General features: G+C 62.7%; 21 protein-coding genes. 6 read left to right on the top strand and 15 right to left on the bottom strand.

What is annotated here, in order from left to right; genetic code table 11:
* Positions 1-20: 20 nt before the first annotated feature.
* Positions 21-1238, bottom strand: coding sequence for an MFS transporter (locus tag CVS27_RS14215; RefSeq protein WP_103466433.1), 1218 nt, complete (start codon positions 1236-1238; stop codon positions 21-23).
* Positions 1239-1379: 141 nt separating this feature from the next.
* Here CVS27_RS14215 and CVS27_RS14220 point away from each other — a divergent pair, with 141 nt between their 5' ends.
* The gene (locus tag CVS27_RS14220; protein ID WP_243400199.1) at positions 1380-1802 is read left to right on the top strand and encodes a (deoxy)nucleoside triphosphate pyrophosphohydrolase; all 423 of its coding nucleotides are present in this window, start codon (positions 1380-1382) and stop codon (positions 1800-1802) included.
* Between the two features lie 78 nt (positions 1803-1880).
* Positions 1881-2072 (top strand): DUF5302 domain-containing protein, encoded by a 192-nt coding sequence (locus CVS27_RS14225; protein ID WP_103466436.1) that lies wholly within the window; start codon positions 1881-1883, stop codon positions 2070-2072.
* Between the two features lie 39 nt (positions 2073-2111).
* Here CVS27_RS14225 and CVS27_RS14230 read toward each other — a convergent pair whose 3' ends face one another.
* Complete coding sequence (locus CVS27_RS14230; protein WP_103466438.1) at positions 2112-3224, bottom strand: Rv2578c family radical SAM protein; 1113 nt, start codon at positions 3222-3224, stop codon at positions 2112-2114.
* Between the two features lie 186 nt (positions 3225-3410).
* Here CVS27_RS14230 and CVS27_RS14235 point away from each other — a divergent pair, with 186 nt between their 5' ends.
* Entirely contained in the window at positions 3411-4910 is a 1500-nt protein-coding gene (locus CVS27_RS14235; protein ID WP_103466439.1) for a long-chain-fatty-acid--CoA ligase, read from the top strand.
* A gap of 90 nt (positions 4911-5000) precedes the next feature.
* Here the strand turns inward: CVS27_RS14235 and CVS27_RS14240 are convergent, their stop codons facing one another.
* The 4 genes from CVS27_RS14240 to CVS27_RS14255 are packed head-to-tail and all read right to left on the bottom strand — an operon-like array spanning position 5001 to position 7367.
* Positions 5001-5639, bottom strand: a complete 639-nt coding sequence (locus CVS27_RS14240; RefSeq protein WP_103466441.1) for an SIMPL domain-containing protein — start codon at positions 5637-5639, stop codon at positions 5001-5003.
* The gene (locus CVS27_RS14245; RefSeq protein ID WP_243400196.1) at positions 5636-6139 is read right to left on the bottom strand and encodes a hypothetical protein; all 504 of its coding nucleotides are present in this window, start codon (positions 6137-6139) and stop codon (positions 5636-5638) included. The genes CVS27_RS14240 and CVS27_RS14245 overlap by 4 nt, the downstream gene beginning before the upstream one ends.
* Before the next feature lie 32 nt (positions 6140-6171).
* Positions 6172-6717: a hypothetical protein gene (locus CVS27_RS14250; RefSeq protein ID WP_133162938.1), complete on the bottom strand. Its 546-nt coding sequence runs from the start codon at positions 6715-6717 to the stop codon at positions 6172-6174.
* Positions 6714-7367, bottom strand: a complete 654-nt coding sequence (locus CVS27_RS14255; RefSeq protein ID WP_103466444.1) for a hypothetical protein — start codon at positions 7365-7367, stop codon at positions 6714-6716. The genes CVS27_RS14250 and CVS27_RS14255 overlap by 4 nt, the downstream gene beginning before the upstream one ends.
* A 193-nt stretch (positions 7368-7560) precedes the next feature.
* Between CVS27_RS14255 and pheS the strand changes: the two genes are divergently transcribed.
* Together pheS and pheT are read left to right on the top strand one after the other, a co-directional pair.
* Entirely contained in the window at positions 7561-8646 is a 1086-nt protein-coding gene (pheS, locus tag CVS27_RS14260) for a phenylalanine--tRNA ligase subunit alpha (protein WP_243399889.1), read from the top strand.
* Between the two features lie 3 nt (positions 8647-8649).
* The gene (gene pheT / locus CVS27_RS14265) at positions 8650-11193 is read left to right on the top strand and encodes a phenylalanine--tRNA ligase subunit beta (RefSeq protein WP_103466446.1); all 2544 of its coding nucleotides are present in this window, start codon (positions 8650-8652) and stop codon (positions 11191-11193) included.
* Positions 11194-11305: 112 nt separating this feature from the next.
* On the opposite strand, the gene CVS27_RS14270 is transcribed toward pheT, so the two are convergent.
* From CVS27_RS14270 to ppk2, 5 genes are all read right to left on the bottom strand, one after another.
* Positions 11306-12151, bottom strand: coding sequence for a cupredoxin domain-containing protein (locus tag CVS27_RS14270; protein ID WP_103466447.1), 846 nt, complete (start codon positions 12149-12151; stop codon positions 11306-11308).
* Between the two features lie 47 nt (positions 12152-12198).
* On the bottom strand, positions 12199-12921 hold the full coding sequence (locus CVS27_RS20560) for a class F sortase (RefSeq protein ID WP_133162939.1): 723 nt from the start codon (positions 12919-12921) through the stop codon (positions 12199-12201).
* A gap of 16 nt (positions 12922-12937) precedes the next feature.
* Entirely contained in the window at positions 12938-13735 is a 798-nt protein-coding gene (locus CVS27_RS14280) for a hypothetical protein (RefSeq protein WP_243400197.1), read from the bottom strand.
* A 220-nt stretch (positions 13736-13955) separates the two neighbouring features.
* Positions 13956-14576: an MBL fold metallo-hydrolase gene (locus tag CVS27_RS14285; protein WP_103466448.1), complete on the bottom strand. Its 621-nt coding sequence runs from the start codon at positions 14574-14576 to the stop codon at positions 13956-13958.
* Between the two features lie 32 nt (positions 14577-14608).
* Positions 14609-15493: a polyphosphate kinase 2 gene (ppk2, locus tag CVS27_RS14290; RefSeq protein WP_103466449.1), complete on the bottom strand. Its 885-nt coding sequence runs from the start codon at positions 15491-15493 to the stop codon at positions 14609-14611.
* Positions 15494-15548: 55 nt separating this feature from the next.
* On the opposite strand from ppk2, the gene CVS27_RS14295 reads away from it, so the two are divergent.
* Positions 15549-16253, top strand: a complete 705-nt coding sequence (locus CVS27_RS14295) for a 4'-phosphopantetheinyl transferase family protein (protein WP_103466451.1) — start codon at positions 15549-15551, stop codon at positions 16251-16253.
* A gap of 9 nt (positions 16254-16262) precedes the next feature.
* On the opposite strand, the gene CVS27_RS14300 is transcribed toward CVS27_RS14295, so the two are convergent.
* The 4 genes from CVS27_RS14300 to CVS27_RS14315 all read right to left on the bottom strand — a co-directional run bounded on the left by CVS27_RS14300 (position 16263) and on the right by CVS27_RS14315 (position 23792).
* Positions 16263-17270 (bottom strand): homoserine dehydrogenase, encoded by a 1008-nt coding sequence (locus CVS27_RS14300; RefSeq protein ID WP_103466453.1) that lies wholly within the window; start codon positions 17268-17270, stop codon positions 16263-16265.
* Positions 17271-17340: 70 nt separating this feature from the next.
* Positions 17341-18711 carry a M1 family metallopeptidase gene (locus CVS27_RS14305; protein WP_103466455.1) on the bottom strand — a complete coding sequence of 457 codons (1371 nt, stop codon included), beginning with the start codon at positions 18709-18711 and terminating at the stop codon, positions 17341-17343.
* A 29-nt stretch (positions 18712-18740) separates the two neighbouring features.
* Positions 18741-22622, bottom strand: a complete 3882-nt coding sequence (locus CVS27_RS14310) for a Pls/PosA family non-ribosomal peptide synthetase (protein ID WP_103466457.1) — start codon at positions 22620-22622, stop codon at positions 18741-18743.
* A 195-nt stretch (positions 22623-22817) separates the two neighbouring features.
* Positions 22818-23792 (bottom strand): quinone oxidoreductase family protein, encoded by a 975-nt coding sequence (locus CVS27_RS14315; protein WP_103466459.1) that lies wholly within the window; start codon positions 23790-23792, stop codon positions 22818-22820.
* Between the last annotated feature and the right edge of the window lie 28 nt (positions 23793-23820).

Consider the following 23820-nt stretch of genomic DNA (forward strand, 5'->3'; position numbering starts at 1 on the left):
GCCAGTTGGATTTGGGTTTGCTAGTTGTCCTTGTGGGCCTTGGCTCCGACTTTGTCCAGCAGGCCGCTGAGGAGGGCGATGGCCAAGCCCAGCACCGCCAATGCGGCACCCACCATGGCCGGGGCCGTGAAGCCCCAACCCCAGGAGATCACCAGGCCGCCCACAAAGGCTCCCAGGGCATTCGCCATGTTCAGGGCTGAGTGGTTCAACGAGGAAGCCAGTGTTGGGGCGCCCGGTGAAACGTCTAGCAAACGGGTTTGCAGGGACGGCACCAGCATGGCCCCGGAGGCGCCGATGACGAAGATCATGACCAAGGCCAGCCACTGAATATGCACTGTTAGGGAGTAAATCATCAATACTGCGGCAATGAACGCCATCATGGTGTAGATGCTGCCCATGACCGACCAGTCGGCCAGCCGTCCACCAACGTAGTTGCCAGCCACCATGCCCAGCCCGTACAGGCCAACAATGACCGGCAGGAAGTCGGAGGCGAAACCTGCAACGTCGGTCATGGTGTTGGCAACATAGGTGTACACGGCGAAGAAGCCGCCGAACCCAACAACACCCACTAACAGCGTCAACCACACCTGACCACGACGCAGGGCGCTGAGTTCGTTGCGGAGGCTGGCGTCGGGATGGGCTTTTTGGTGCGGCACAAACATGGCCATGCAAATCATGGTGATGACACCAATGGCCCCCACCATGACGAAGAGCCAGCGCCACCCAAATTGCTGTCCCACAAACGTGGCCAGCGGCACGCCCAGCACGTTCGCCACGGACAGGCCCATCATGACCATGGAGATGGCGCGGCCGCGCTTGGTGGGCGCCACCAGGGAGGCTGCCAGCACCGCTGCCACACCGAAGAAGGCGCCGTGGGGCAAGCCGGCAATGAAGCGTGTGATCAGCAGTGTCGTGTAGTCCTGGGCCAGCACCGAGAGCAGGTTGCCCACAGTGAACAGGGCCATCAAGCCCAGAGCCAGGGCCTTGCGGGGCATTTTCGCCCCAATGGCCACCAGCACCGGCGCACCCACCACCACGCCCAGGGCGTAGGCGGAAATGACGTGTCCGGCTTCCGGCACACTGACGCCAACACCTTCGGCAACATTGGGCAACAGGCCCATCATGGCAAATTCGGTGGTGCCGATGCCAAACCCGCCAATGGCAAGGGAGAGAATGGCCAAAGCCACAGAGTTGGGTGTGATTGCCTTGGGGGGCCGGGCATTTTTGATCAGTGTCATCTAGTAACTTTCGCAAAGTGGTTTTCCACGATTGCCGCGCTGCGCTGGGCGGCCGGGCCGGCGCCTGGTTGCTTCGGCGGCACGGTGAGGGCAGGTAAATGCCTCCACCAGTCTAGTTCGCCATACACTGGGGCGGTGACGATGAAAAAACAAATAGTAGGCGCAGCCGTGATGGATTCGCTACGAGCCCCCCGGCAACTTTTAGTAGCCCGGCGCACCGCCCCGCCGGAATTTGCTGGCATGTGGGAGTTCCCTGGCGGCAAGATCGAGCCAGGTGAAAGCCCGCAGCAGGCCTTGCACCGCGAACTGACTGAAGAGTTGGGTGTCAAGGTGCGCGTCGGCGCTGAACTCGAAAGTCCAACGGAGGGTGGCTGGCCTCTGAACGCCAACGCCGCCATGAGAGTGTGGCTCGTTGAGGTGAGCGAAGGCACAGCCGAACCGTTGGAGGACCACGACCAGCTGCTGTGGCTGGCGCTGGATGACCCACAACTTCTTGAATTGGCCTGGATCCCGGCGGATCTGCCCATTGTCCACGCGCTCCTGGCTTTCACTGCTGCATCCTAAAAGAATGGCTGCGGGTGTTGAATTCCGCCGCTGCTGTGCCAGACTAAGGTCTACCGAAGATCTCAAGGAGGTTGTGCCATGACGAGTGAAAACCACCACGAACCATCGCCCGCCGGTGCCAGTGACGAAACAAAGGAAAAGTTTCGCCAGGCCCTGGAAAACAAAAAGAACAAGCAGCACGGCAGTGTCGAAGCTACCAATGGTTCCAAGATCAGTGCATCCCACGGATCTGCTTCGCATAAACGCGAATTCCGCCGCAAGAGCGGATAAGCCAGGAGTTGCACCCCTGCACCACGTACCTGGTGCGTTTTAGAACAAGGTGGGGGTCAGTTCAGAAAAGGCGGGAGTCCCCACGGGGGCTCCCGTTTTTTTGTTGGACCCAACGCCCCTGAATCCGGTCGCCGGCAGACTGCCCGCCGGGTACTGGGCCTCTTCCTGCCGGGGATCATGAATGAACCCCTGGGCGACAAAACCATGGCGGGCCTTGGCCTCATTGACACGGCCGGCCAACCACTGGCGGTACTCCTTGGAGGCATAGGCGCCAGAGCCATACAATCGTTGGTACCGGCCTACCAGGGCGGGGTGTTCACGGGCCAGCCAGTGCATGAACCATTCCCTGGTGCCGGGGCGCAAATACAAGGCGCCGGCGCTCAAACCGGTGGCACCAGCTCGGGCCAAGGCCGCAAAGAGGGAATCCAGGGCCTCGTCCGAGTCGGTGAGCCAGGGCAGGATGGGCATGGCCATGACGCCGCACGGCAAACCGGCGTCGCGCAGCTTGCTGATCAGCGCCAACCTGGCTTTGGGGGAGGGGGTCCCGGGCTCCAGAGTGTGGGCAAGGTCCTCATCCAGCAGTGCCAGGGAAATGCCCATGCCCACGCTGACCTGCTGGCCGGCCTCGCGCAGCACGCCAATGTCCCTGGCCAGTAGTGTTCCCTTGGTCAAAATGGAAAAGGGTGTCCCCGAATCAGCCAATGCCTTGATGATCCCGGGCATGAGCTTGTAGCGGCCCTCAGCCCGTTGGTAGGGATCGGTGTTGGTGCCCAGTGCCACATGGTCCCGCTGCCAGCTGGCCTTGGCCAGTTCCTTGCCCAGCACCTGCGCCACGTTGATCTTGACCACCACTTGTGAATCAAAATCCACGCCGGAATCAAAATCAAGGTAGGTGTGGCTCTTGCGCGCAAAGCAGTACACGCAGGCATGAGAACAGCCCCGGTAGGGGTTCACTGTCCATTCGAAAGGCATGGAAGAGCTGGGCGGGACCTTATTGAGGGCAGACTTTGAAAGCACCTCGTGAAAAGTAATGCCAGCAAACTCTGGCGTCTGCACGCTTTTGACCAGACCTGCCAAGGGTAGGAGCGGCTGTGTGCTTGGTGCTTCGCCCAGGGGAAGTGGCTGGTTGAGTTGCTGAGTTGTCCACCGCATGACCCAATTAGAACATATGTTCTAATTTTCGGCAATGCCGCAGGCGCGAGGGGATTTGTTACCCGCCGGTAGCTATGTGCTGTGCATCACATTTGAATGGAGCTAGGCTGTCATCGTGGGGCGACGATGCCCCAGCCGGGCAGCTTCACCAAGAACACTGCCCAGCTTCAGTGAGAAGGAGCCGGAATGACCAACCTCGCCACCATTGTGAGTGCCTCAGCGCAGCGCAATCCAGCAGGTGTCGCCATCAAATTGGACGATATTGAGATCTCCTTCGGCGCGCTGGAAGTGCTCAGCGCCAAAGTGGCCGGGCTGCTTGCCGCGCGGGGAGTCAAGCCGGGGGACAGGGTGGTGCTCATCTCGCCGAACCTGCCGCAAATGCCCCCGCTGTATTACGGAATCCTGCGCTACGGGGCGGTGGTGGTTCCCCTGAACCCGCTGCTGAAATCCCGTGAGGTGGAATACCATCTCACCGACTCTGGCGCCACATTTGCCTTCGCCTGGGAAGGCGTCATGGGCGAGGTTCAAACAGCCGCGGCCAACACCGGAACACAGATCGTCCCCATTAACGCTGAACTCATGGGGCTGCTGGCCCAAACGGAGGCCAACTCCGAGATAGCGCCCGCGGACAAGGATGACACTGCCGTTATCCTCTACACCTCCGGCACCACGGGCAAACCCAAGGGTGCGGAATTGACGCACGAGAACCTGCGCAGCAATGCAGAACTGTCGACAAAGCTGTTCAGCATGACGTTCGAGGACGTGATCTTTGGCGGCCTGCCGTTCTTCCACGTTTTTGGCCAGACCTGCGCCTTGAATGCTGCCGTTATGGCGGGGGCAACCGTAACCATCCTGCCCAAATTTGATCCGGTAAAGGCCCTGGAAATCATCCAGCGCGACAAGGTGACCATTTTTGAGGGTGTGCCCACCATGTACATCGCCCTGCTGCGGACGGCGGGGCGGGAGAACTATGATGTTTCCAGCCTGCGGGTGGCGGCCTCAGGCGGTTCAGCGCTTCCCATGGAAATCCTGCACGAATTTGAAAACACCTTCAGCGCCACGCTGCTGGAGGGCTATGGCCTCTCGGAGACCTCGCCGGTGATCTGCTTCAACCAAGTGGATGGGATTCGCAAGCCCGGCTCCATCGGCACAGTGGTGGACGGTGCGCAGTTGAAGGTGGTGGACGACGCCGGTCATGAGGTGGAAACAGGGGTTGTGGGCGAGATCGTGGCCTCCGGCGGCTACGTCATGAAAGGGTATTGGCGGAATCCGGAGGCAACGGCTGCAGCCATCAGGGACGGGTGGTTCTTCACGGGGGACTTGGGCCGCAAGGATGAGGACAGCGTGTTTTACATTGTTGACAGGAAAAAGGACATGATCCTGCGCGGCGGCTACAACGTGTACCCCAGAGAAGTGGAAGAAGTCCTCTACGAACACCCTGCCGTGGCCGAGGCTGCAGTGGTGGGCAAGGTCGACGACGTTCACGGCGAAGAGATTTACGCTGCGGTTTCGCTCAAGGACGGCGCCGCAGGTGCCGGTGACCTTGAGGCGCTCGCGGCCGACATCAGGGAATTCGTCAAGGCCCGAGTGGCCGCCTACAAGTATCCGCGCAAGGTGGTCATCATGGATGCCCTGCCCAAGGGGCCCACAGGAAAGATCCTCAAACGTGAGATCGTCATTTCCTAGGGCCAGCTAGCCACCAAAAGACACCTGGCGCGAGCCCTTTCCTGGGTCCGCGCCAGGATCCTTTTTCTCTAGGGGACTGGCCAAGAGTGCTTAGGCGAGCTGCCAGGTCACCTGCACAGCCATGGAAACATTGCTCTGGCCCGGTTCAATGGCCATGGAACTGTCCGTGCTCATGGCTGCGCGGGCCAGCATGGGTCTGGGTGCGCCGTCGTGTACGGCTCCTTCACACACGGAGCTGACAGGGCCCAGGGTCCGCCCGGCCAGCACGGCGTAAAGCTCTGCCGCCCGCAAGGCATCGGCCCAGGCAATGGCCCGGGCGGCGTCCTGCGCCGCTGAGGGGTTTGCCAAGACGGGCGTGAGGCCGTTGAGGCGAACGCTGTTGTTGCCTGTATCCACTACGGCCGCGATGATGTCCTGGGCGCCCTGGTCGTAGCGCAAGGCGACGCTCAACGTGCTGGAAACCGTGTAGCCGGTCACCACCGAGCCGGTGCCCTCCTGCCAGCGCGTGTCCACCCGGACATCCAGCGATGAAGAGTTGATGACCTCCCGGGCCACTCCCAGCGACAGCAGCTTGGCGTTGACTGCGTTGAGGGCTTCGCTTGCCTTCGCGTAGGCTTCCCGCACTGTGGACTGCTGCGCTTCAATACCGATGTTGATGTTGAAAAAGTCCGGCGCGGTTTGCACTGTGCCTTGGCCGGTGACGGTGATGGAGTTGAGGGACTCGGTCATGAGTGGTTCCTGTCCTTGGCGGGGTTGTTGGGGAGTGGTGATTTGAATAACGTAAAGCGTTGCAAATAGTTCCGCAGCGCCGGCAGCCGGGCAATGGTGGGCAGTTCGCGGTAACCGCCGAGTTCCAGCCCGGCGTTGCGCTCAAAGAAATTTCTGCTGCCGGGATCCCCGGTCCGCCACAGCGAGAAGGCGGCGCAGACGGCGTAGAGGGGCAGGAACGGCAGACCCATGCACCAGGCGTACTGGGTGGCGTGGCCGGATTCGTGGGCCAGCAAGTCGGGCCTGGAATTTATGAAGGCCCGGTCCGCGCGGTAGAAAATGACGTTGCCCACGGTAAAGGCGCCGGCCTTGGGTAGTTTGGGTCTGTAGTGGGTGCCCAGGATCAGCCCGTCCGGGCCCGGCTCCAGGGGTGTGCGGCTCAGTCCTGCCAGTAGCAACCCCGTAGGGGTGGACAGGTTCACGGCGTTTGCCAGCGCCCGCAGCCGCAGTGGTGCCCTCATACGGTGGGATCCTTGTGGCGTGCACTTATTCTTCATGGGGCAAGCCTAGCCACCGGGGTTTCGGCTGTCTGCATGATTGACAGGGCGTCCAATGCCGCAGAGACGCCGGGCTTGGCCTTGCCGCAGTGATCAGTGGGCCATTGGACATTCGCAGCTTCCCCAACAGTGTTGACAAGCCACAACTCTGGCGTCATCTCAAGGCGGAGGTTGCAGACCCCTTCTCCGCCGCGTTCACTGGGCTCGGCAAGTGCCGCCAACAAATCGGTGATGTCACCGTCGAGGTGGTCTTCGCGGATCACGTTGTGGACGGGATCCCACGTGCATTGAACCGCACGATAGGGATGGAGTCCCTCGGGCACGCTGCCATGCTTGTCAGGAACTTGTGATTGTCCGCCCTCGTCAGCAGGGAATGGTGCCGTCGCGGAACAACCGTGGAAGTCCTGCAGGGCTGCCGGGTCCGGTTGGTAGTGGGAGGTGCCACTGCAGGCAGCGAGGAACAACGATGCCGCCAACACTGCGGCAACCATCCATGCGCGGATGAGGGTCCTAGGGCTGGGTGCAGTCCTGCCCAGGCTCACGGGCCACGCTCTGATGCCGGTCCGGAGTCGGCCGCCGATATTTTGGTGTCGCTGAGGGTGAGTCCCCGCAACGCCTCGCGCAGCTCGGGTTTGGACATACCGCAAACATCCAACGGCCACACCACATTGGCGGCCTGACCTTCGGCGTTGACCAACCAGATTGACGGCAGGATTTCCCCTATGGCCAAACAGGCAATTCCTGCCTGGCTGTCGCTGGGTACTGCCAGGGCCGCCAACACCGCCGCGAAATCACCCGTAAACCACAACTGCTTCACGCTCCACCCAGTCACTTGGCCCTGCGCATCCAAGGCAGGGTCAGGGGGAAAGCACTCCACAAGCTTTACCGGCACAAAACCTGCAGGCACGCTGCCCGCAAGCACCGCAGCCGTGCTGGGGGAGCCCGTTAGGGGTGGGGAAGAGGAGCCGGGGCCATAGGGGACCTTGCTCACGGAGCGCTCGCAGTCCACCGCATCCACAACCGTTGCAGGGGCCGGGGTGTAGTGGGTGACGTCCGCCGGCATGGGGTTGCAGCCACCCAGCAACAGGGCACACAAGACCAGCGAACACAAGACCAGAGCAAGGGGAGGGCGCAGCGACCGGGGAGTGACCGGCGTCGTGCGTCCAGGGGAGAAGGCAAGGCGGAACTGCATGAGCGAAAGCGTAACAAGCGGGGCGCGGCTTTGGGTCTCGGAACGCTAAAGAGTCGGGGCCAATTGAGCAACAGGTGCGCGGCCCGCGCCGAATTCAACACGCGGGCGCAGTCAACTAGACTGGTTGCGGCGGGAGGAGCTACCCCGCCGCTTACTCGCACACGAGCTTAGGTAAAAACTGTAGATGTCAGAGATGCCCCAGAAGACGGCCGAAATGCCCGAATCAACCACCGAACCCACCACGGTCCCGGACCCGCTGGACGAAGCCGCCATTGGCGTTGCCGTTCAGAACGCGCTCGCAGCCATTGCCGCTGCCACCACGCTGGATGAGCTTAAAGCTGCCCGCCTGGCGCACTCAGGGGAGAAATCACCGCTGAGCCTGGCAAACCGCGTCATCGGCGGCCTTGCCAAGGAGTTTAAAGCTGCTGCCGGCAAGATTATGGGCGCCTCGCGCGGCCGTGTCGCCAAGGCCCTCGCCGCCCGCACCGAGGTGCTTGAGGCTGAGGACGCTGCCCGGATCCTGGTCGAGGAAACTGTGGATGTCACAGCAGCCCCGCGCCGCCGCCAGGCAGGTGCCCGCCACCCGCTGTCCACCCTGCAAGACCGGGTCTGCGACATCTTCGTGGGCATGGGCTGGGAGATCGCCGAAGGCCCCGAGTTGGAGTCCGAGTGGTTTAACTTTGACGCCCTGAACTTCAAGCCGGACCACCCGGCGCGCGAAATGCAGGACACCTTCTTTGTGGAGCCGCCCGAGGCCCACCTGCTGCTGCGCACCCACACCTCACCCGTGCAGGTGCGGTCCCTGTTGGAACGCGAACTTCCCGTGTACGTGCTGTGCCCCGGCAAGGTGTTCCGCACCGACGAGCTTGACGCAACGCACACCCCCGTATTCCATCAGTTCGAGGGCCTGGCCATCGACAAGAAGCTGTCCATGGCGGATCTGCGCGGGACGCTGGAGCACTTTGCCCGCCAAATGTTTGGCGAGGAAGCCAGCATCCGTCTGCGCCCGAACTTCTTCCCCTTCACCGAACCGTCGGCGGAACTGGACATTTGGCACCCCGGTGCCAAGGGCGGCCCGCGCTGGATCGAATGGGGCGGCTGCGGCATGGTCAACCCGAACGTGCTGCGTGCTGCCGGAATTGACCCGGATGAGTACTCAGGCTTCGCGTTTGGCATGGGCATTGAACGCACTCTCATGTTCCGCAACGAAGTTGGGGATATGCACGACATGATCGAGGGCGATGTACGTTTCAGCGAACACTTTGGGATGGAGATCTAAGCGGTGCGTATTCCACTGACTTGGCTGCGCGAGTATGCGCAGGTACCGGCAGGAGCAACTGCCGAAGATGTAATGACTGACCTGGTCAAGGTTGGTTTCGAAGAAGAAGACGTGCACCGTCCCCTGGATCAAATCAGCGGCCCCATTGTGGTTGGCCAGGTTTTGACCCTTGAGAAGGAACCGCAGTCCAACGGCAAGACCATCAACTGGTGCACAGTACGTGTGGTTCCCGAAGGTGCCGCACAGACCCTGGACATTGACGGCATCGACCCTTCGGGTGTGCAGGGCATTGTCTGCGGCGCCCACAACTTCGTGGTGGGCGACAAAGTTGTTGTCACCCTGCCCGGCGCCGTGCTGCCCGGAGATTTCCGCATCACCCCGCGGAACACCTACGGCCACGTCTCCGCCGGCATGATCGCCTCCGTGCGCGAGCTGGGCATTGGCGATGACCATGACGGCATCCTGGTGCTGTCCACCCTGGGCCTCGACCCGGAACTGGGCACCGACGCGCTGGCACTGCTGGGTCTTGATGATGAGGCCGCCGAGATCAATGTGACACCGGACCGCGGCTACGCGTTCAGCATCCGCGGCGTTGCCCGCGAATACGCGCACGCCACGGACAGCGTCTTCACCGACCCCGCCTCACTGGTTTCGGTCACCGCCTCCACAGGCGCCGGCCAGGCCGTTGCCATTGACGACGCTGCACCCATCTACGGCAAGCCCGGCTGCGACCGTTTTGTAGCGCGCACAGTGCGCGGCATCAACGCCGCTGCGCCCACCCCGCCGTGGATGTCCTCGCGCCTGCGCCTGGCAGGGATCCGCTCCATCTCGCTGCCCGTGGACATTTCCAACTACGTCATGCTGGAACTGGGGCAGCCGCTGCACTTCTACGACGCCGAAAAGGTTGCCGGCCAGATTGTAGTGCGCCGCGCAGCAGCCGGCGAAACGCTGGAAACCCTTGACGGCAAGGTCCGCAAGCTCGACGCCGAGGACCTGCTCATCACGGATGCATCCGGTCCCATAGGCATTGCCGGGGTCATGGGCGGAGCCTCCACCGAGGTCTCCTCCGGAACCAGCACCGTGCTGATTGAGGCTGCGCACTTCGAGGAAGTCTCCATTGCCCGCTCGCGCCGCCGCCACAAGCTGCCCTCCGAGGCATCCAAGCGTTTTGAACGGGGCGTTGACGTGGCCGTTGCCGACGTGGCAGCCCAGCGTGCAGTGAACCTGCTGGTTGAATTGGCTGGCGGCACGGAGGAGACCACTTCCACCGATGTGGCCACCTTCGCGGCGCCGGCGCCGGTGTTCCTGCCGTCCGGATTCACCTCGGCCCGCATCGGCATCGACTTCAGCCAGGCCCAGATCATCGGCTCGCTGAGCGACTTGGGCGCCGATGTGGAGAAGGTCGACGGCGGCTACGCCGTCACTGGCCCCACGTGGCGCTACGACCTGGTCACCAAAGAGGACCTGACCGAGGAAGTGGCCCGCCTGGTGGGCTATGACCTGATCCCGGCAACCCTGCCCACGGCACCTCCCGGACGTGGCTACTCACGCACGCAGCAGCAGCGCCGCCGCGTGGTCCAGGCCTTGGCGGACTCCGGCCTGACAGAGATTCTGGCATACCCGTTTGTGTCGAAGACGTCCAACGACACCTTCGGTGTGGCTGAAGCGGGTGCTGTTCGCGCGGCCGTGAAGCTGGCAAACCCGTTGAGCGAGGAGTTCGGCTTCCTGCGGACCTCGATCCTGCCGGGCTTGATTGAGATTGCCAAGCGCAACCACTCACGCGGTTTCCACGACGTGGCCTTGTTCGAGTCTGGCTTGGTATTCCTGCCTGGCAAGACCTTCGGCACCCTGTCCATCCCACCGCTGGGCGTCAGGCCCTCCGAGGACGTCCTGGATGCCCTCTACGACGGAATTCCGTACCAGCCGTTGACCATGGCCGCCATCTTCACCGGCAAGGACTCCCCGGCAGCTCCCGGCCACACTCCGCGGCACTGGGACTGGGCGGACGCACTTGATGCTGCCCGCCTGGTGGCCGACGTCGTTGGTGTGGAGCTTGTGGTTTCCCAAGGATCACACCAGGCGTTCCACCCGGGTCGTGCGGCTGTTTTGAGCCTGCGCAATGGCGACGTGGTGGGCTATGCCGGCGAGCTTCACCCGAAGCTGCTGGCCGAGCTGAACATGCCTGCCCGTTCCGTGGCCATGGAAATTAACGCCGAGATGGTCTTCGCGGCCGCGGCCGACGTCATTGTGGCCAAGCACATTTCCACGTTCCCCGTCGCAACGCAGGACGTTGCCTTGGTGGTTCCCGTGGAGGTTCCGGCACAGGCTGTGCTGGAAACCCTGCGCGAAGGCGCCGGCGAACTGCTGGAAGACGTTGCCTTGTTTGATGAGTACCAGGGCGCAGGCATTCCCGAAGGCAGCAAGTCCCTGGCCTTCGGCCTGCGGTTCCGCGCAGCCGACAGGACACTGACAGCCGATGAAGCCTCGGCTGCCCGTGCGGCTGCCGTGGAATTGGCTGCAGAGCGGTTCGGCGCCACCCAGCGCTAGTCCCCTCAGCAACTGACCCGCAGAAATCGACGAAAAAGCGCGTTTTTGACGCGATTTTCGTCGATTTCTGCGGGTCAGTTGCTTAATGCGCTGGGTGGGACGAGCAGATCATTTATCCGTGGTGCGCTGTCCAGCACCCCAGAATAGTGGTGGCCATTTCATAGGCGAAGCTGCTGGCTGTGACCTTGTGAGGTCCCACCGTTGCAGGGAACGCCGTGGCGTCAACGTGCAACGTCATATTGTCCTTGGCGAAAACCACGTTTCCGTCCTTAGCTTGGTAACCCGGCAGGCCCAGATTGGCCAATCCCTCAAGAGGAGGGGCATCAAGGGATCCTGCCAGCTGCTTGGCCAGGGCTGCGGCGTCGGCGTCGTTGGCGGATTCAGTCACGGTCATGACAAAACTGCCAACATCGAGTGGGTAAGTGCAGGAATAAGTGGTGCCGTCCCAATTTTCAGTCGTTGTGGGAATGGCCGGGAGCCCCAGTATCTCCATGACATTTTGTTTGGCTTCATCGGCGCACACCATGGTTGCTGCCACCGACGGCGCACCGGCCGTCACGGTCAGAACGCCTCGCATGTCCCCATCACCGCTATGGAATGGGTAGTTTCCTGACTTCTTGGGAGCAGCAAAGGTGGCCATGCCCCCTGCTGGAACTTTGACATTGAAGCTGCTGGAATCATCCGAGATAACTGTTTGGGCGTCGGCGTCCAAATTCATGACAGTTACCGTGGCGCCCGCAGCTAGGGGCTTGGGGTTGATGAATTTTCCGTCTTGAATGTGGATCATCGACTCCATGGACGAGGCTCCCGGCTCGGCCATGCCCGAGGACGTGGCCGTCGAAGGTGCGGAAGGTTCCTGTCCGGGCGAGGCGGAGTTGGCCCCCGCACTACACCCTGACAGGGTGAGTGCAGCGGCCACCGCCAAGACTCCGGCGAGACTGAATTTCTTGTTCATCATGGTCCAATCCAGAGTTCCAGGACTCCATTGCGGTGTTGCCGAAGTGGCTAACCGGCGTGGCTGGACACGAGATGCCCGTACACCACGGTGTTTTCGGTGAACTCGCCTGTGCTCGGCTCATAGCCGCCACAGGTGATGAGCCGAATTTCGGCTCGTTGGGTATTGCCGTAGACCGCCAGTGTGGGGAACGCGTCCTTTTTGAACACTTCGCTTCTGTCAACGGCGAAGACTGCCACGCTGCCATCGGCCCGGGTGACCGAAAACGTTTCGCCCTGGGTGAGTTCATGGAGCCGGTAAAAAACTCCTTCGGCAACGGTGGTGGTGTTCACATGCCCCAAAATGACCGAGGGGCCCAGCTCGCCGGGAGTGGGGGAGTGCTTGTACCAGCCGGCGGGGGAGCCGGCCGTTTCAGGCGGAACCTCGGCCTCGCCTTTGGCGTCCCGGTCCAAAGACATCAAGTTTGTGGTTACAGCTATGTCCGGGATGGACAGTGACACGGGTGCCGATTCTTGCAGTATCTCTCCTTGGATCTTCGGCGGGGCCGCCTGGGTTGGGGCCTGGGCTGCGGGGATGGACGACGGCGGAGCTTGCGTCGGTGCGGCAGGCGCAGTTGGTGCGTTGTCCGCGGACTGTGCGGCCGGCGTCGTGCTGGGGGAACTGGGGGCGGGTGCCTGCCCGCATCCGGCAACACCAACGGTGAGGGATGTCAGGAGCACCGCCGCCGTCGCGGACGCCATGAGGCGCCCGCGACGGCTGCTGGTGTTTACCATGGGGAATCGGCCGCCGCTACTTTACAGCGATCGTCTTTTTGCGGTTCATGGCCAAAGCTGCACCGGCTGCCAGCACCAATGCGCCGCCGCCAGCAAACCAGGCAACCTCAGGAGCGCTTGAGGCGTTGCTCGATTCCAGCTGCGTGGTCACACCTGTTCCGGGGGCACCGCCTGGCATGGCTGCCATTTGCGACACGGCCAACGTCCCGCACAAGGCAGGCGATGTGGCTGCCAACGGCAAGGACGGGACCAGGTCACTCTTGGCTGCCTGGCCTGCTGCCGACAATGTGGCCGGATCCAAACCGTGGACAACAACAACGGCCTTGCCAGCCTTCAACGACGCAATGGTTGCGGCGTTCATGGTGAAGGTCCGCTCATACTTGTAGCTGGCCCCCATGCCACCAACAGCCAGATCCAGCCCGGCCTTGTCGCTGGTGTCACCGCTGGTGGAAAGGGTGGTGCCGATCTTGCCGTACGACGGCGCACCCTCAGTGGTGCTGATGACGCCGTCACCATTGGTGTCGGCGGCGGGTGCCGGGCAAACACCTGCCGCGTCAATGTGGATATGCTGCACGTGCGGGTAGGGTGCACCGTCGAAGGTGGCGGCCAGTCCGCTGACTTCCTGCGTCACGGTGGCCTGGTCTCCATGAAGGGAGATCCACACTGAGCCGGTGGCGTTGCTGCCGTTGATGGCCCCCAGACTGGTTTCATAGGTGGTGGTGTCTTCCGCATGGGCCATGGCGGCCCCGGCGGACATGGACAAAGCTGCCAGTGCGAGCACGGGCGCGATCAGTAATGCAGATTTCTTGTGCATGAGAATCCTCCTGATACAGGGTGGACGGTCCATCGTTGGGCTCGTCCACCATGTGATTCGGAGCACTGTTGGTTCTTGGATTGGAAAGAGTCTCATTTTTTTCGGGCCATGGGCCCGCCAGGGCGCACTCGGGCCCACGCGCCCTCCAAACTGACCCGCAGAAAAAGCCGAAAAAACGCGATTTCACGGTCTTTTTCGGCGTTTTCTGCGGGTTAGTTACTTAAGGCTTTCGGGTGACCTTGCCGTGACCTGGGCAGACCCACCCAACATCCATCGCCTCCAGTGCGGCTGTCGTTTGAAGCGCTGTGGGCTTGTCCGTAATGATGAAGCCCGGAAATTGTTTCAGGGAGCCGTCTTGCCGCACCAAGGCTGCGTCGCCGATGAACAGGGAGTCTTCCCAGTGAAATGCATAGTGGCCGGCCGTGTGACCCGGCGCCGCAACGGCCGTGATGCCCATGGGGAAGCCGTCGGACTCCCCAATGTAGGAGACTGACTCCGGCAGCTGTGGCTTTCCAAACGCGGTGCTCAGTCGGCGAAAAAACGTGCGTGGCTTCAACTGGCCACTCAGTACCTGCGCATCGAGCCGGCTGATCCAAACTGTAGCCCCGGCCGCCGCGGCCACAGCTTTTGCCGCTCCTGCATGGTCCAGGTCGTAATGTGTGAGCAGCACGTGTCGAACAGCCGTCAGCAGGCCAGCCTCCCGAAGCTCGTTCACCACGCCGGCCGAGCCCGAAGCCATGCCTGGGTCGATGAGGACAAGCTGTTCCCCGGCAGCAACCACATAGCCGTTGGCTCCGCGGGACTTGCTGAGTTGAAAGGCTCCGTTTGAAAGTCTTTGCATGCTCGAATCCTATGTCCTGCGAAGGACAGCTCCTAAAATTCCTCGCCCTCGCCCACCACGGCCGAGGCAGGCCCCACGATGTGGGGATCGGGCACGCCCACCAGCTCATGGTCCTTGCCCGTGTAGTCAAACATGCTCAGCACATGGCGCATGGCAGCCAGCCGGGCCCTCTTCTTGTCATTGGACTTGACCACAGTCCACGGAGCGTGACGGGTGTCTGTGCGCTTAAACATGCGTTCCTTGGCAGCAGTGTAAGCATCCCACTTGTCCAGAGACGCCAGGTCCATGGGGGAGAGTTTCCACTGCCGAACGGGATCCACCTGACGGATGATGAAGCGGGTCCGTTGTTCGGCCTGCGTGACGGAAAACCAGAACTTGATGACGGTCACGCCGTCATTGACCAGCATGCGTTCAAACAACGGGGCTTGACGGATGAACTCGTCATATTGTTCCTTGGTGCAAAACCCCATGACACGTTCAACGCCTGTCCGATTGTACCAGGACCTGTCAAACAAAACCATCTCCCCGGCGCTGGGCAGGTGAGCCACATACCGCTGGAAGTACCATTGGGAGGACTCGCGCTGGCTGGGTTTTTCCAAGGCCACCACACGGGTGCCGCGCGGGTTCAGGTGTTCGGTGAACCGCTTGATGGTGCCGCCCTTTCCGGCTGCATCACGACCCTCGAATAAGATGACCACTCGCCGCCCGGTAGCCTTGATCCATTGCTGCAGCTTCAGCAGTTCAATTTGCAGCAGCCGTTTTTCAATGTCGTAGACATCCCGTTCCAGCCGTGCATCGTAGGGGTAGCCGTCGCGCCAGGTGTCCACCGGGGATCCATCCGGGGACAACAGAACAGGATCGTCGTCGTCGTTGTCAATAACGGAAAAACCGGTGAAATCCGGGGCGGGTCGAGTCATGGCCCGACCTTATCGAGACATTAAATACGGAAGATGAACAGAAGGTGGAGCCAACGTGAACGAGGCCGGAGTTGAGGTGCTTTTACACAAACACGTCCTGGTGCGTGCCTTCGAGCTGGCGGGCGTGGACCAGAGCCTGGCCGGGCAGCTGGACCCTGCCGAAAAGGCCCGAGCCGCCACCATCGTGGATCCACCAACACGGCGTGATTTCATTGCCGGGCGCGCGGCACTGCGCCTCATGGCTGCCGAAGTGCTCGATGCCGCCCCGCACAACCTGGTTTCCGCCTACAGCTGCCCCGATTGCGGGCCCCATCCGCTGCGCTCGCACGGCCGGCCGGGATACTTGGTGAACGGCGTCACTGCTGACTTGTCGATCAGTTTTTCGCGCAGCCGTGGGTGGGCCTTGGCCGCCATGGTGCGCGCGGCAGAGGTGCCCCTCGGCGTGGATCTGCAAAACATCGCCCAGCTTGCCTTTGACGGGTTCGACGACGTGGCGCTGAGCCCCGACGAAAAGTTACTTCTCAGCCGGGTCGCCCCCGAAAAGCGAAACGCATGGCGGGCGGCGGCGTGGGCGCGTAAGGAAGCGCTGGCCAAGTATTCCGGTCTGGGCCTGCGCACCGACCCCACCCTCATTAACGCGTTTCCAGGGAAGACAGAGGGGGTGCAGGGGTCAGAGGTGGACGTTCGGGATGTTGTGTCTGCGGAAGTGGGATTGCCACACGGATTCGCCGCCGCCGTGGCAGTGCGTACCAGAGCGTGAAAGGAAAACTCAGTGGAAGCCAGTAGTCCGGGTAGGGAGCAGGTTGAGAACGTCTTTGACCATGGCCAGGCCAGCTCCGGCCGGGCTGGAACGTCCACCGTGTACTGTGATGTCCCCGGCCTCAGGACAGGAGAAAGTCACGGCTTTTTCCGGACCAGTCAGGTGAAAGAGGGGGTCTTGGGAGCTGACGAGTTCCAACCGCACGGTGACCTTCATCGCCTGGTCAACTGATGCCGAGGCCACCGCACGAAGTCGTTGGCTCGAACTGGCCGATGCTCCTGCGACCCGGACCGAGTTCTCATCAATGGTTTCTGTGTCAACGTGAATCTTGGCCACGTCCCAGCCCCACAGCATGCCGGCGATCAATCGCGTCTTGGTGGCTGCGTCGGAGCCGCTGAGGTCGGCGCTCGTATTCGACTCGGCAATGCCGAGTCGGTGAGCCTCCTTGACGGCATCCTCGAGGCTGTCGCCCCGTCCCATTCGATCCAGCACAAACGTTGATGTTCCGTTCGGACAGGCACGGATCGCGCGAGCGTTCAGGCCATTAACACCAATGCGAGCCAGATCAGCAGCCGGCAATGCGGCGCCCGTGGCTCCGGAGATTCGGATGCGGCTGCCACCAGTTTGGGCCGCTGCTTCGAGTTCCCGCCAGTGTGTGAGGAGGTGATTTTTCGTTGCCGACACAACGTGCACGCCTCGGCCAAGTGCCGTGATTGACTCTTCGAGTGCCCGCGGGTGGGCTTCGAGGGAAGACGGGATGGCCTGGACCAGGATCAAAGCCCCAGTTCGTTGAAGAAACTCTGCGATGGGTGTTAGTGGATGCCACTGAGCCCGTTCCGGCACCTTGGCATCCGGGCCCAACATGACTTCATCGGCGCGTCCCCGGATGCCCGCAACGTAGAAATCCTGGTGGTGGTTGGCGCGGAGCCTGTTGAAGAATTCCTGGCCAACAGGACCAAACCCGGAAAGCACAACCGGTACGGGGCAAGGGGGTTCTAAAACGTTGGTTGCAGGCATGTCTACCACCGTAGCCTGATTCCCGCACGTCGATTTCCGCAGGTCGACGGCGTGGCTTCGGGTGTTGCGGTTAGCGTCGGGGCAGTGGCGGCAGCTGCTGCTGGTACAGCCACGGGGTGAGGATGGCTGCGGCTGAGAATCCTGTCACCTCGGCACACACCTGATCGGCCAAGGAGACAAAAGCTGCCGTGGATACCGAGCCGTGGCGGTGCTCCGCCACCCAGCGCTGGAGCAGGGCAAAAAAGTTCTCCTGACCTGCCGCAGCGTGGAGGGCCTCCAGGGCCAGGGCGCCTCGCTTGTACACGCGGTCATCAAACATCAGCGCCGAACCGGGATCGCCCACAGCCAGGTCCAAGGGCTCGGTTCGCAACTTCGCGTGGGCCGCCGTGGCCCGTTCGGCCACGGTCATGGATCCGCTTTCTTCGGACCATAGCCACTCGGCATAGCAGGCGAATCCTTCGTGCAGCCAAATATCACGCCACGACTCCACGGTGAGCGAGTTCCCAAACCACTGGTGGGACAGTTCGTGGGCGATGAGCCGCTGGGATTCCCAGCCGGTGTCCAGATGGTTGCGGCCCAGGATGGACAGGGATTGCGCCTCGAGCGGGATTTCCAGCTCGTCCGCCGTAACCACCACGGTGTAGGTCTCAAAGGGGTAGGGGCCAAAACGCTGCGTGAAGACGTCCACCATTTCGCGCTGCCTGCTCAGGGCTGTGGCTGCCTTCGCCTGAAGCTGTTTCGGTACGGCTACCGTGATGGGCAACTGTGACTGGGTTTCCCGGGCGGGGAGGGCGAGCAACTTATACCGGCCAATCTGCACGGTGGCCAAGTAGGTGGCCATCGGGGCGGACTGTTCGTATACCCACGTTTCGCGGCTGGACTTCTTGGTGCGTGACAGGAGCACACCGTTGCACACGGCCGTGTAGTCCGCGTCGGTGGTCACGCTAAATCGGTAGGAAGCCTTGTTGTCAGGCCTGTCATTGCACGGGAACCACGTGGGCGCTCCGGTGGGCTGGCCGGCAACCAAGACGCCGTCTTCGAGCTCTTCCCATCCCACCTCACCCCACGCGCCGTCGTCTGCTGCGGGAATGCCGCTGTACCGGATGTCCAGAGTGAACCCTGCTCCAGCCTCTACCAGGGAGGGGAGCTGTAACCGCAGTTTCCCCTGGCGGTGGGAATGCTTGAGCACGCGAACGCCATCCACGGAGGCCTTGTCCATGCCCAGGCCCACGAGGTCCAGTTCCACCGTGTCGAGAGCAACCAGGGCACGGGCAGTAATGACGGCTCGCCCCTGCAACTGGTTCCCGGCGAGTCGGACTTCTAATTCCAACTCATAATGGTCCACCGCGTAGCTAGTGCTGCCGTGTCGGGGGATATAGGGGTCGGGGAGGGCCGGGATGTCCGGGGTCGCCGCATGCCGGGGGCGGTGCAGGAAATTCATGCTGGGTAAAGTATCCGAATCGGTTGGGGTCAGGCACGGTCCGCGAATTCCGGACCCTTCCAGGGGCTGATGGGGTTGCCCATCCAATAGCTGCTGGCGGGCACGCTTTCACCGCGCATCACCAGGGACGCCGGGCCCACGGTGCCGCTGGTGGCGATGGACGCCGCCGGCAGGATCACCCCATGGGGGCCCATGGTGGCTCCGGCCTCCAACGTAACTGTATCAATGGCCATGACCCTGTCGTGGAACAGGTGGGTCTGGATCACACAGCCACGGTTGACGGTGGAATTTTCGCCGAGCGAGACAAGATCGGCCTCCGGCAGCCAGTAGCTTTCACACCACGTGCCGTGGCCAATCTTTGCGCCCAGTGCGCGCAGCCACCACACCATGGCAGGCGTGCCCACGGCCGCCCGCGCAAACCAAGGCGCACTGACCAACTCTATAAACGTGTCCACTACCTCGTTGCGCCAGATGAAGGAGCTCCACAGCGGGTGCTCTCCGCGCTTGATCCGCCCTACCAGCAGCCATTTAGCAGCGACGGCGCTACCAGCCGCCACGGCGCCCGCCACCATGATGACGATGCCGCTCAGCAGGGCCGCGAGCCAGTAGCCGCCGGCAAGGGCCAGGGCGTCGAACGCGACAAGTACTGCGGCTGCGATAGCCACCGAGAGTACCGTGGGGATCAACCGGCAACTTTCCCACAGGGCCCGGGCCAGCTTGAGCCGCAGTGGCGGGGCGAAGGTCAGGGACTCATCGGTATTCAGGTTGGTGCGGCGCAGGCGGACGGGCGGGCTGCCCAGCCATGAGGTGCCGGCCTTTGCCTTAGCTGGTGCCGCCGAAAGCACGGCCACGAGTGAGTTGCGCGGCATGGTCCGCCCGGCCGCCGCCATGCCTGAGTTGCCCAGAAAGGAGCGCTTGCCCACCTTTGCTGGTGCGATGTGGATGTAGCCCCCGCCCAGTTCATAGGAGGCGATCATGGTGTCATCGGCCAAGAAGGCGCCGGAGCCGATGGTTGTCATCTTCGGCAACAACAGCACCGTGGAGGCTTCCACGTTCTTGCCGACTTTCGCGCCCAACAGGCGCAGCCACACGGGGGTGAAGAGGCTGGCATAGATGGGGAATAGTAGATCCCGGGCCATGTCCAGGACCCTTTCGGTGGCCCACACCTGCCACCCGATCCGGCTGCGGACCGGGTAGTGCCCCTCCCTCAGTCCCACGCCGAGCAGCCGCACCGTCACCAGAATCAGCACCAGCAGCGTCAGGAACCAGGCCAGGGCTGCCACGGGAACCGCCCACAACAGGGTGGGCAGGGATGCGGACAATGACGGTTGGCCGGCGATGGCAGCCAATACCGTCGACACAGCCGCGGCTGCCGCCACAAACGGCAGCAGGGAGAGCAGTGCGGAGGCGCCGGCAAAGGGCAGGTCAGCGCGCCACGTGGTGGCGGTGCGCAGATCCGGCCAGGAGTGCTTGGCCTTGCCGGTTCGTTCCGCCGGGGAGCCGGAAACCGTGACCCCGGGCTTAACTTTGCCGCGCACCGCGGAGCCAGGTGCCACCTGTGCTCCGGCGCCGATGCGTGCGCCGGGCATCAGCGTGCTGCGGGCTCCGACCACGGCCCCGGCGCCAATGGAAATTTCGCCAATGTGCACCCAGTCGCCATCGATCCACCAGCCGGAAAGATCCACCTCCGGTTCAATGGAGCAACCGTCAGCCAGGCTCAGCAGGCCGGTGACCGGTGGCACCGAATGCAGGTCAACGTTCTTTCCCATCGTCACACCCAAGGCTCGGGCATAGTAGGGCACCCATGGTGCACTGGCCAGTGAAACGGCAGCTGACATGTCGGCAATTTGTTCGGACAGCCACAGCTGCAGATGTACTTTGCCGGAGCGCGGATAACTGCCTGGCTGGATCCCGCGGAGCAGCAGCCTGGCTGCGACCACCGAAATGCCCATCCGGCCCCAGGGTGATACAAACACCGCCCATGACGCTGCCACCCACCACCAGGAAATGATCGGCGCGCCAGGCAGGATGCCCTGCCACGCTGCGATATTGTTCAACGCCATCAAGTACGTGAGCCAGCGCATTCCCACCAGGACATGGAGCGGCACACCCATGAGCGTCTGAAAAACCTGTGAGCTGCGCCGGGTCCGCCCCACAGTGCGGTTGACGATTTGGCCCGCATCAGCGATGGGGACAGAGCCCAACACCAGTTCCAGAAGGGCACCGATTCGAGGATGTGAATAGACATCGGCAACCGTGATGCGCGGATACCGCTTGCGCAGGGCCGACACCAGCTGGGCGGCAGCCAGGCTGCCACCTCCGCTGGCGAAAAAATCAGTGTCGAGCGAGGATGGCGAGCCGCCCAGCACAGCCTGCCATTGTTCAAGGACCCACTGTGCCTCTGGTGCCAACGTCCCGGCGAGGGAACCGTCGTCGTCAGAGGGTTGTTCCAGAGGCCAGGGCAGAGCTTTGCGGTCCACTTTTCCGCTGGTTTTGGTGGGTAGGGAATCGGTGAAAGTGAGCAGCGGGATCAACGCCGCTGGCAGCGATTCGGCCAGCAAGGAGCGCAGCGCGCCCGCATCAGGGGTGGTTCCGGTGGCCGGGACCAGGTAACCGACCAGTAGCTGGCTGCCGCCCGCCGTTTCCTGGACAGCGACGGCGGCGCCGGAAATCTCAGGCAGTGCCTGCAGTGCCGCGTCAATTTCTCCGAGTTCAATGCGCCGCCCGCCAAGCTTCACCTGGTCATCGGCACGGCCCATGAAGACCAGCCCGGCGCTTTCCAGCCTGACCAAGTCACCGCTGCGGTAGGCGCGGTCCCAGCCAAACGCGGGCATGGGCGCGTACTTTTCGGCATCCTTGGCCGGGTCCAGATAGCGGGCCAGGCCAACGCCGGCAATAATCAATTCGCCGACTTCGCCCTCGGCCACGGGTACTCCGGCGGAGTCGACAACTGCCAGATCCCAGCCGTTCAGCGGCAGCCCGATCCGAACAGGCCCGGGGCCGCCCAGCGGTGCAGCGCACGCAACCACCGTTGCCTCGGTGGGCCCGTAGGTGTTCCAGACTTCGCGGCCGCGGACCGCCAGGCGGGTGGCCAGCTCCGGCGGGCAGGCTTCGCCGCCAAAGATGAGCAGGCGCACGGATTCCAGCGCTTCCGCAGGCCACAGGGCTGCCAGCGTCGGAACGGTGGAGACAACAGTGATGCCATGGGAAATCAGCCACGGGCCCAGATCCATGCCCGAACGGACCAAGGAACGCGGTGCGGGGACCAGCGCCGCGCCATAGCGCCAGGCAAGCCACATCTCCTCACACGAAGCATCGAAGGCAACTGACAGTCCAGCCAGGACCCGGTCTTCGGGGCCGATCGGCTCGGCCTGCAGGAAAATGCGGGCTTCGGCATCGACGAACGCGGCGGCTGAGCGGTTGCTGACCGCCACACCTTTCGGTGTGCCGGTGGAGCCTGAGGTGAAGATGATCCAGGCATCATCGCTCGGGACGGGTTCGCGCGTTTCGGTAAAGGGGGCCGGGCGTTCACCGGACATGGTCAGGGCTTGGCCGGTCTGCGGGTCTCCGAGCACGGCGGCCACCTTGGCTTCGCCGAAAACCAGTGCCGCCCGTTCGGCCGGATCATCTGCATCCACCGGAACATAGGCGGCACCAATGGACAGGATCGCTAATATTGCCAGATAAAGCGCCGAGGTGCCGGAAGGAATCCGCACGCCTATGCGGTCCCCGGCACCCAAGCCAGCCTGAGTCAATTCCCCGGCTTTGTTTCGTACAGCGTGCAGGAGGTCTTCGTAGCTCAGGGCTTTCGTGCCGTCATCCAACGCAGTGGCATCGGGGTGCAGCTCTGCTGTGGCCTGAACGATGTCCCACAGCGTCCTGGGTTCCGGTGCCAAGTCACGCCCGGGCATTTGTGCGGCAAATTGGCCGGACTGTACTTCTTCGCTGGATGCGGGTACTTGAATCTGTGGGATATTCGTTGAGGCAGAGTTCACTGGCTTACCGTGCCCCAGTAAGATGAACGGAAGTTGAATAGCAGGCAACATGTTGCTGGGTGTGAGGCGCCAAATTGCACCCCAGGACAGGGGTCGCTGACGTTAACCTGCTCATGGCTCCAGAATCACCTTGCCTGTGGTGCGGCGGCCTTGGAGTGCCGCGTGTGCAGCGCCCGCCTCGGCGAGCGGGAAGCGGGCGCCGATCCGGGCGCTCAGATGACCTGAGGCCGCGGCGTTGAACACCTCGGTTGCCCGCCAAGAGCGCTCTTGTGGGTTGCGGAGGTAGTCGGCAAGTTTGGGTCGAACAACCGTCAGTGAACCGCCGGCGTTGAGCCGCTGCAAATCAAAGGGCGGCACCTGCCCGGAAGCGCCACCAAAAAGCACCAGCGTTCCCCTGGTGCGCAAGGACGCCAGCGAGCCGTCGAACGTGTCCTTGCCTACGCCGTCGAACACCACATCCACGCCATCCCCATCGGTGAGCTCGCGGACCTGCTCGGCAAAGTTCTCATATCCCAGCACCTCATCGGCGCCGGCCACTCGGGAGAGCTCTTCCTTCTCTTCCGTGGAAACGGTGGTGATGACTCGGGCCTCGCGCTCCTTCAGCAGCTGGGTCAGCAGCAAACCAACGCCGCCGGCACCAGCGTGGAGCAGGACGCTCTGGCCCGGCTCCACGCGGTAGGTGGAGTTCATCAGGTAATGGGCCGTCATGCCCTGCAACGGCAAGGCCGCAGCCACGTCCAGCGGCACGCCAGCTGGGACATGCAAGGCCTTGAGGGCGGGCACAATGGCAAATTCGGCGTAGCAGGCACTGCCTTCGGCCGTGGCAATGCGGTCGCCCACGGCAAAACCATGGACGCCTGACCCCACGGCAACAACCGTTCCGGCGGCTTCGGCGCCAGGGGTAAAGGGAAACGGCACGGGATAGATGCCCTGACGCTGGTAGCTTTCAATGAAGTTCACACCAACGGCCGCCACCTTGACCAGCAGCTCGCCCGCCCCGGGGACGGGCATGGGAACGTGCGCCAGCACCAAAACCTCCGGGCCGCCCGGGGCTGAAGCGACAATGGCATTGCAGTGCTCGGTCATGATGAACTCCCAATCGGTTATTGGCGGT

This window comes from Arthrobacter glacialis (assembly GCF_002909445.1).
Taxonomy (GTDB): domain Bacteria; phylum Actinomycetota; class Actinomycetes; order Actinomycetales; family Micrococcaceae; genus Specibacter; species Specibacter glacialis.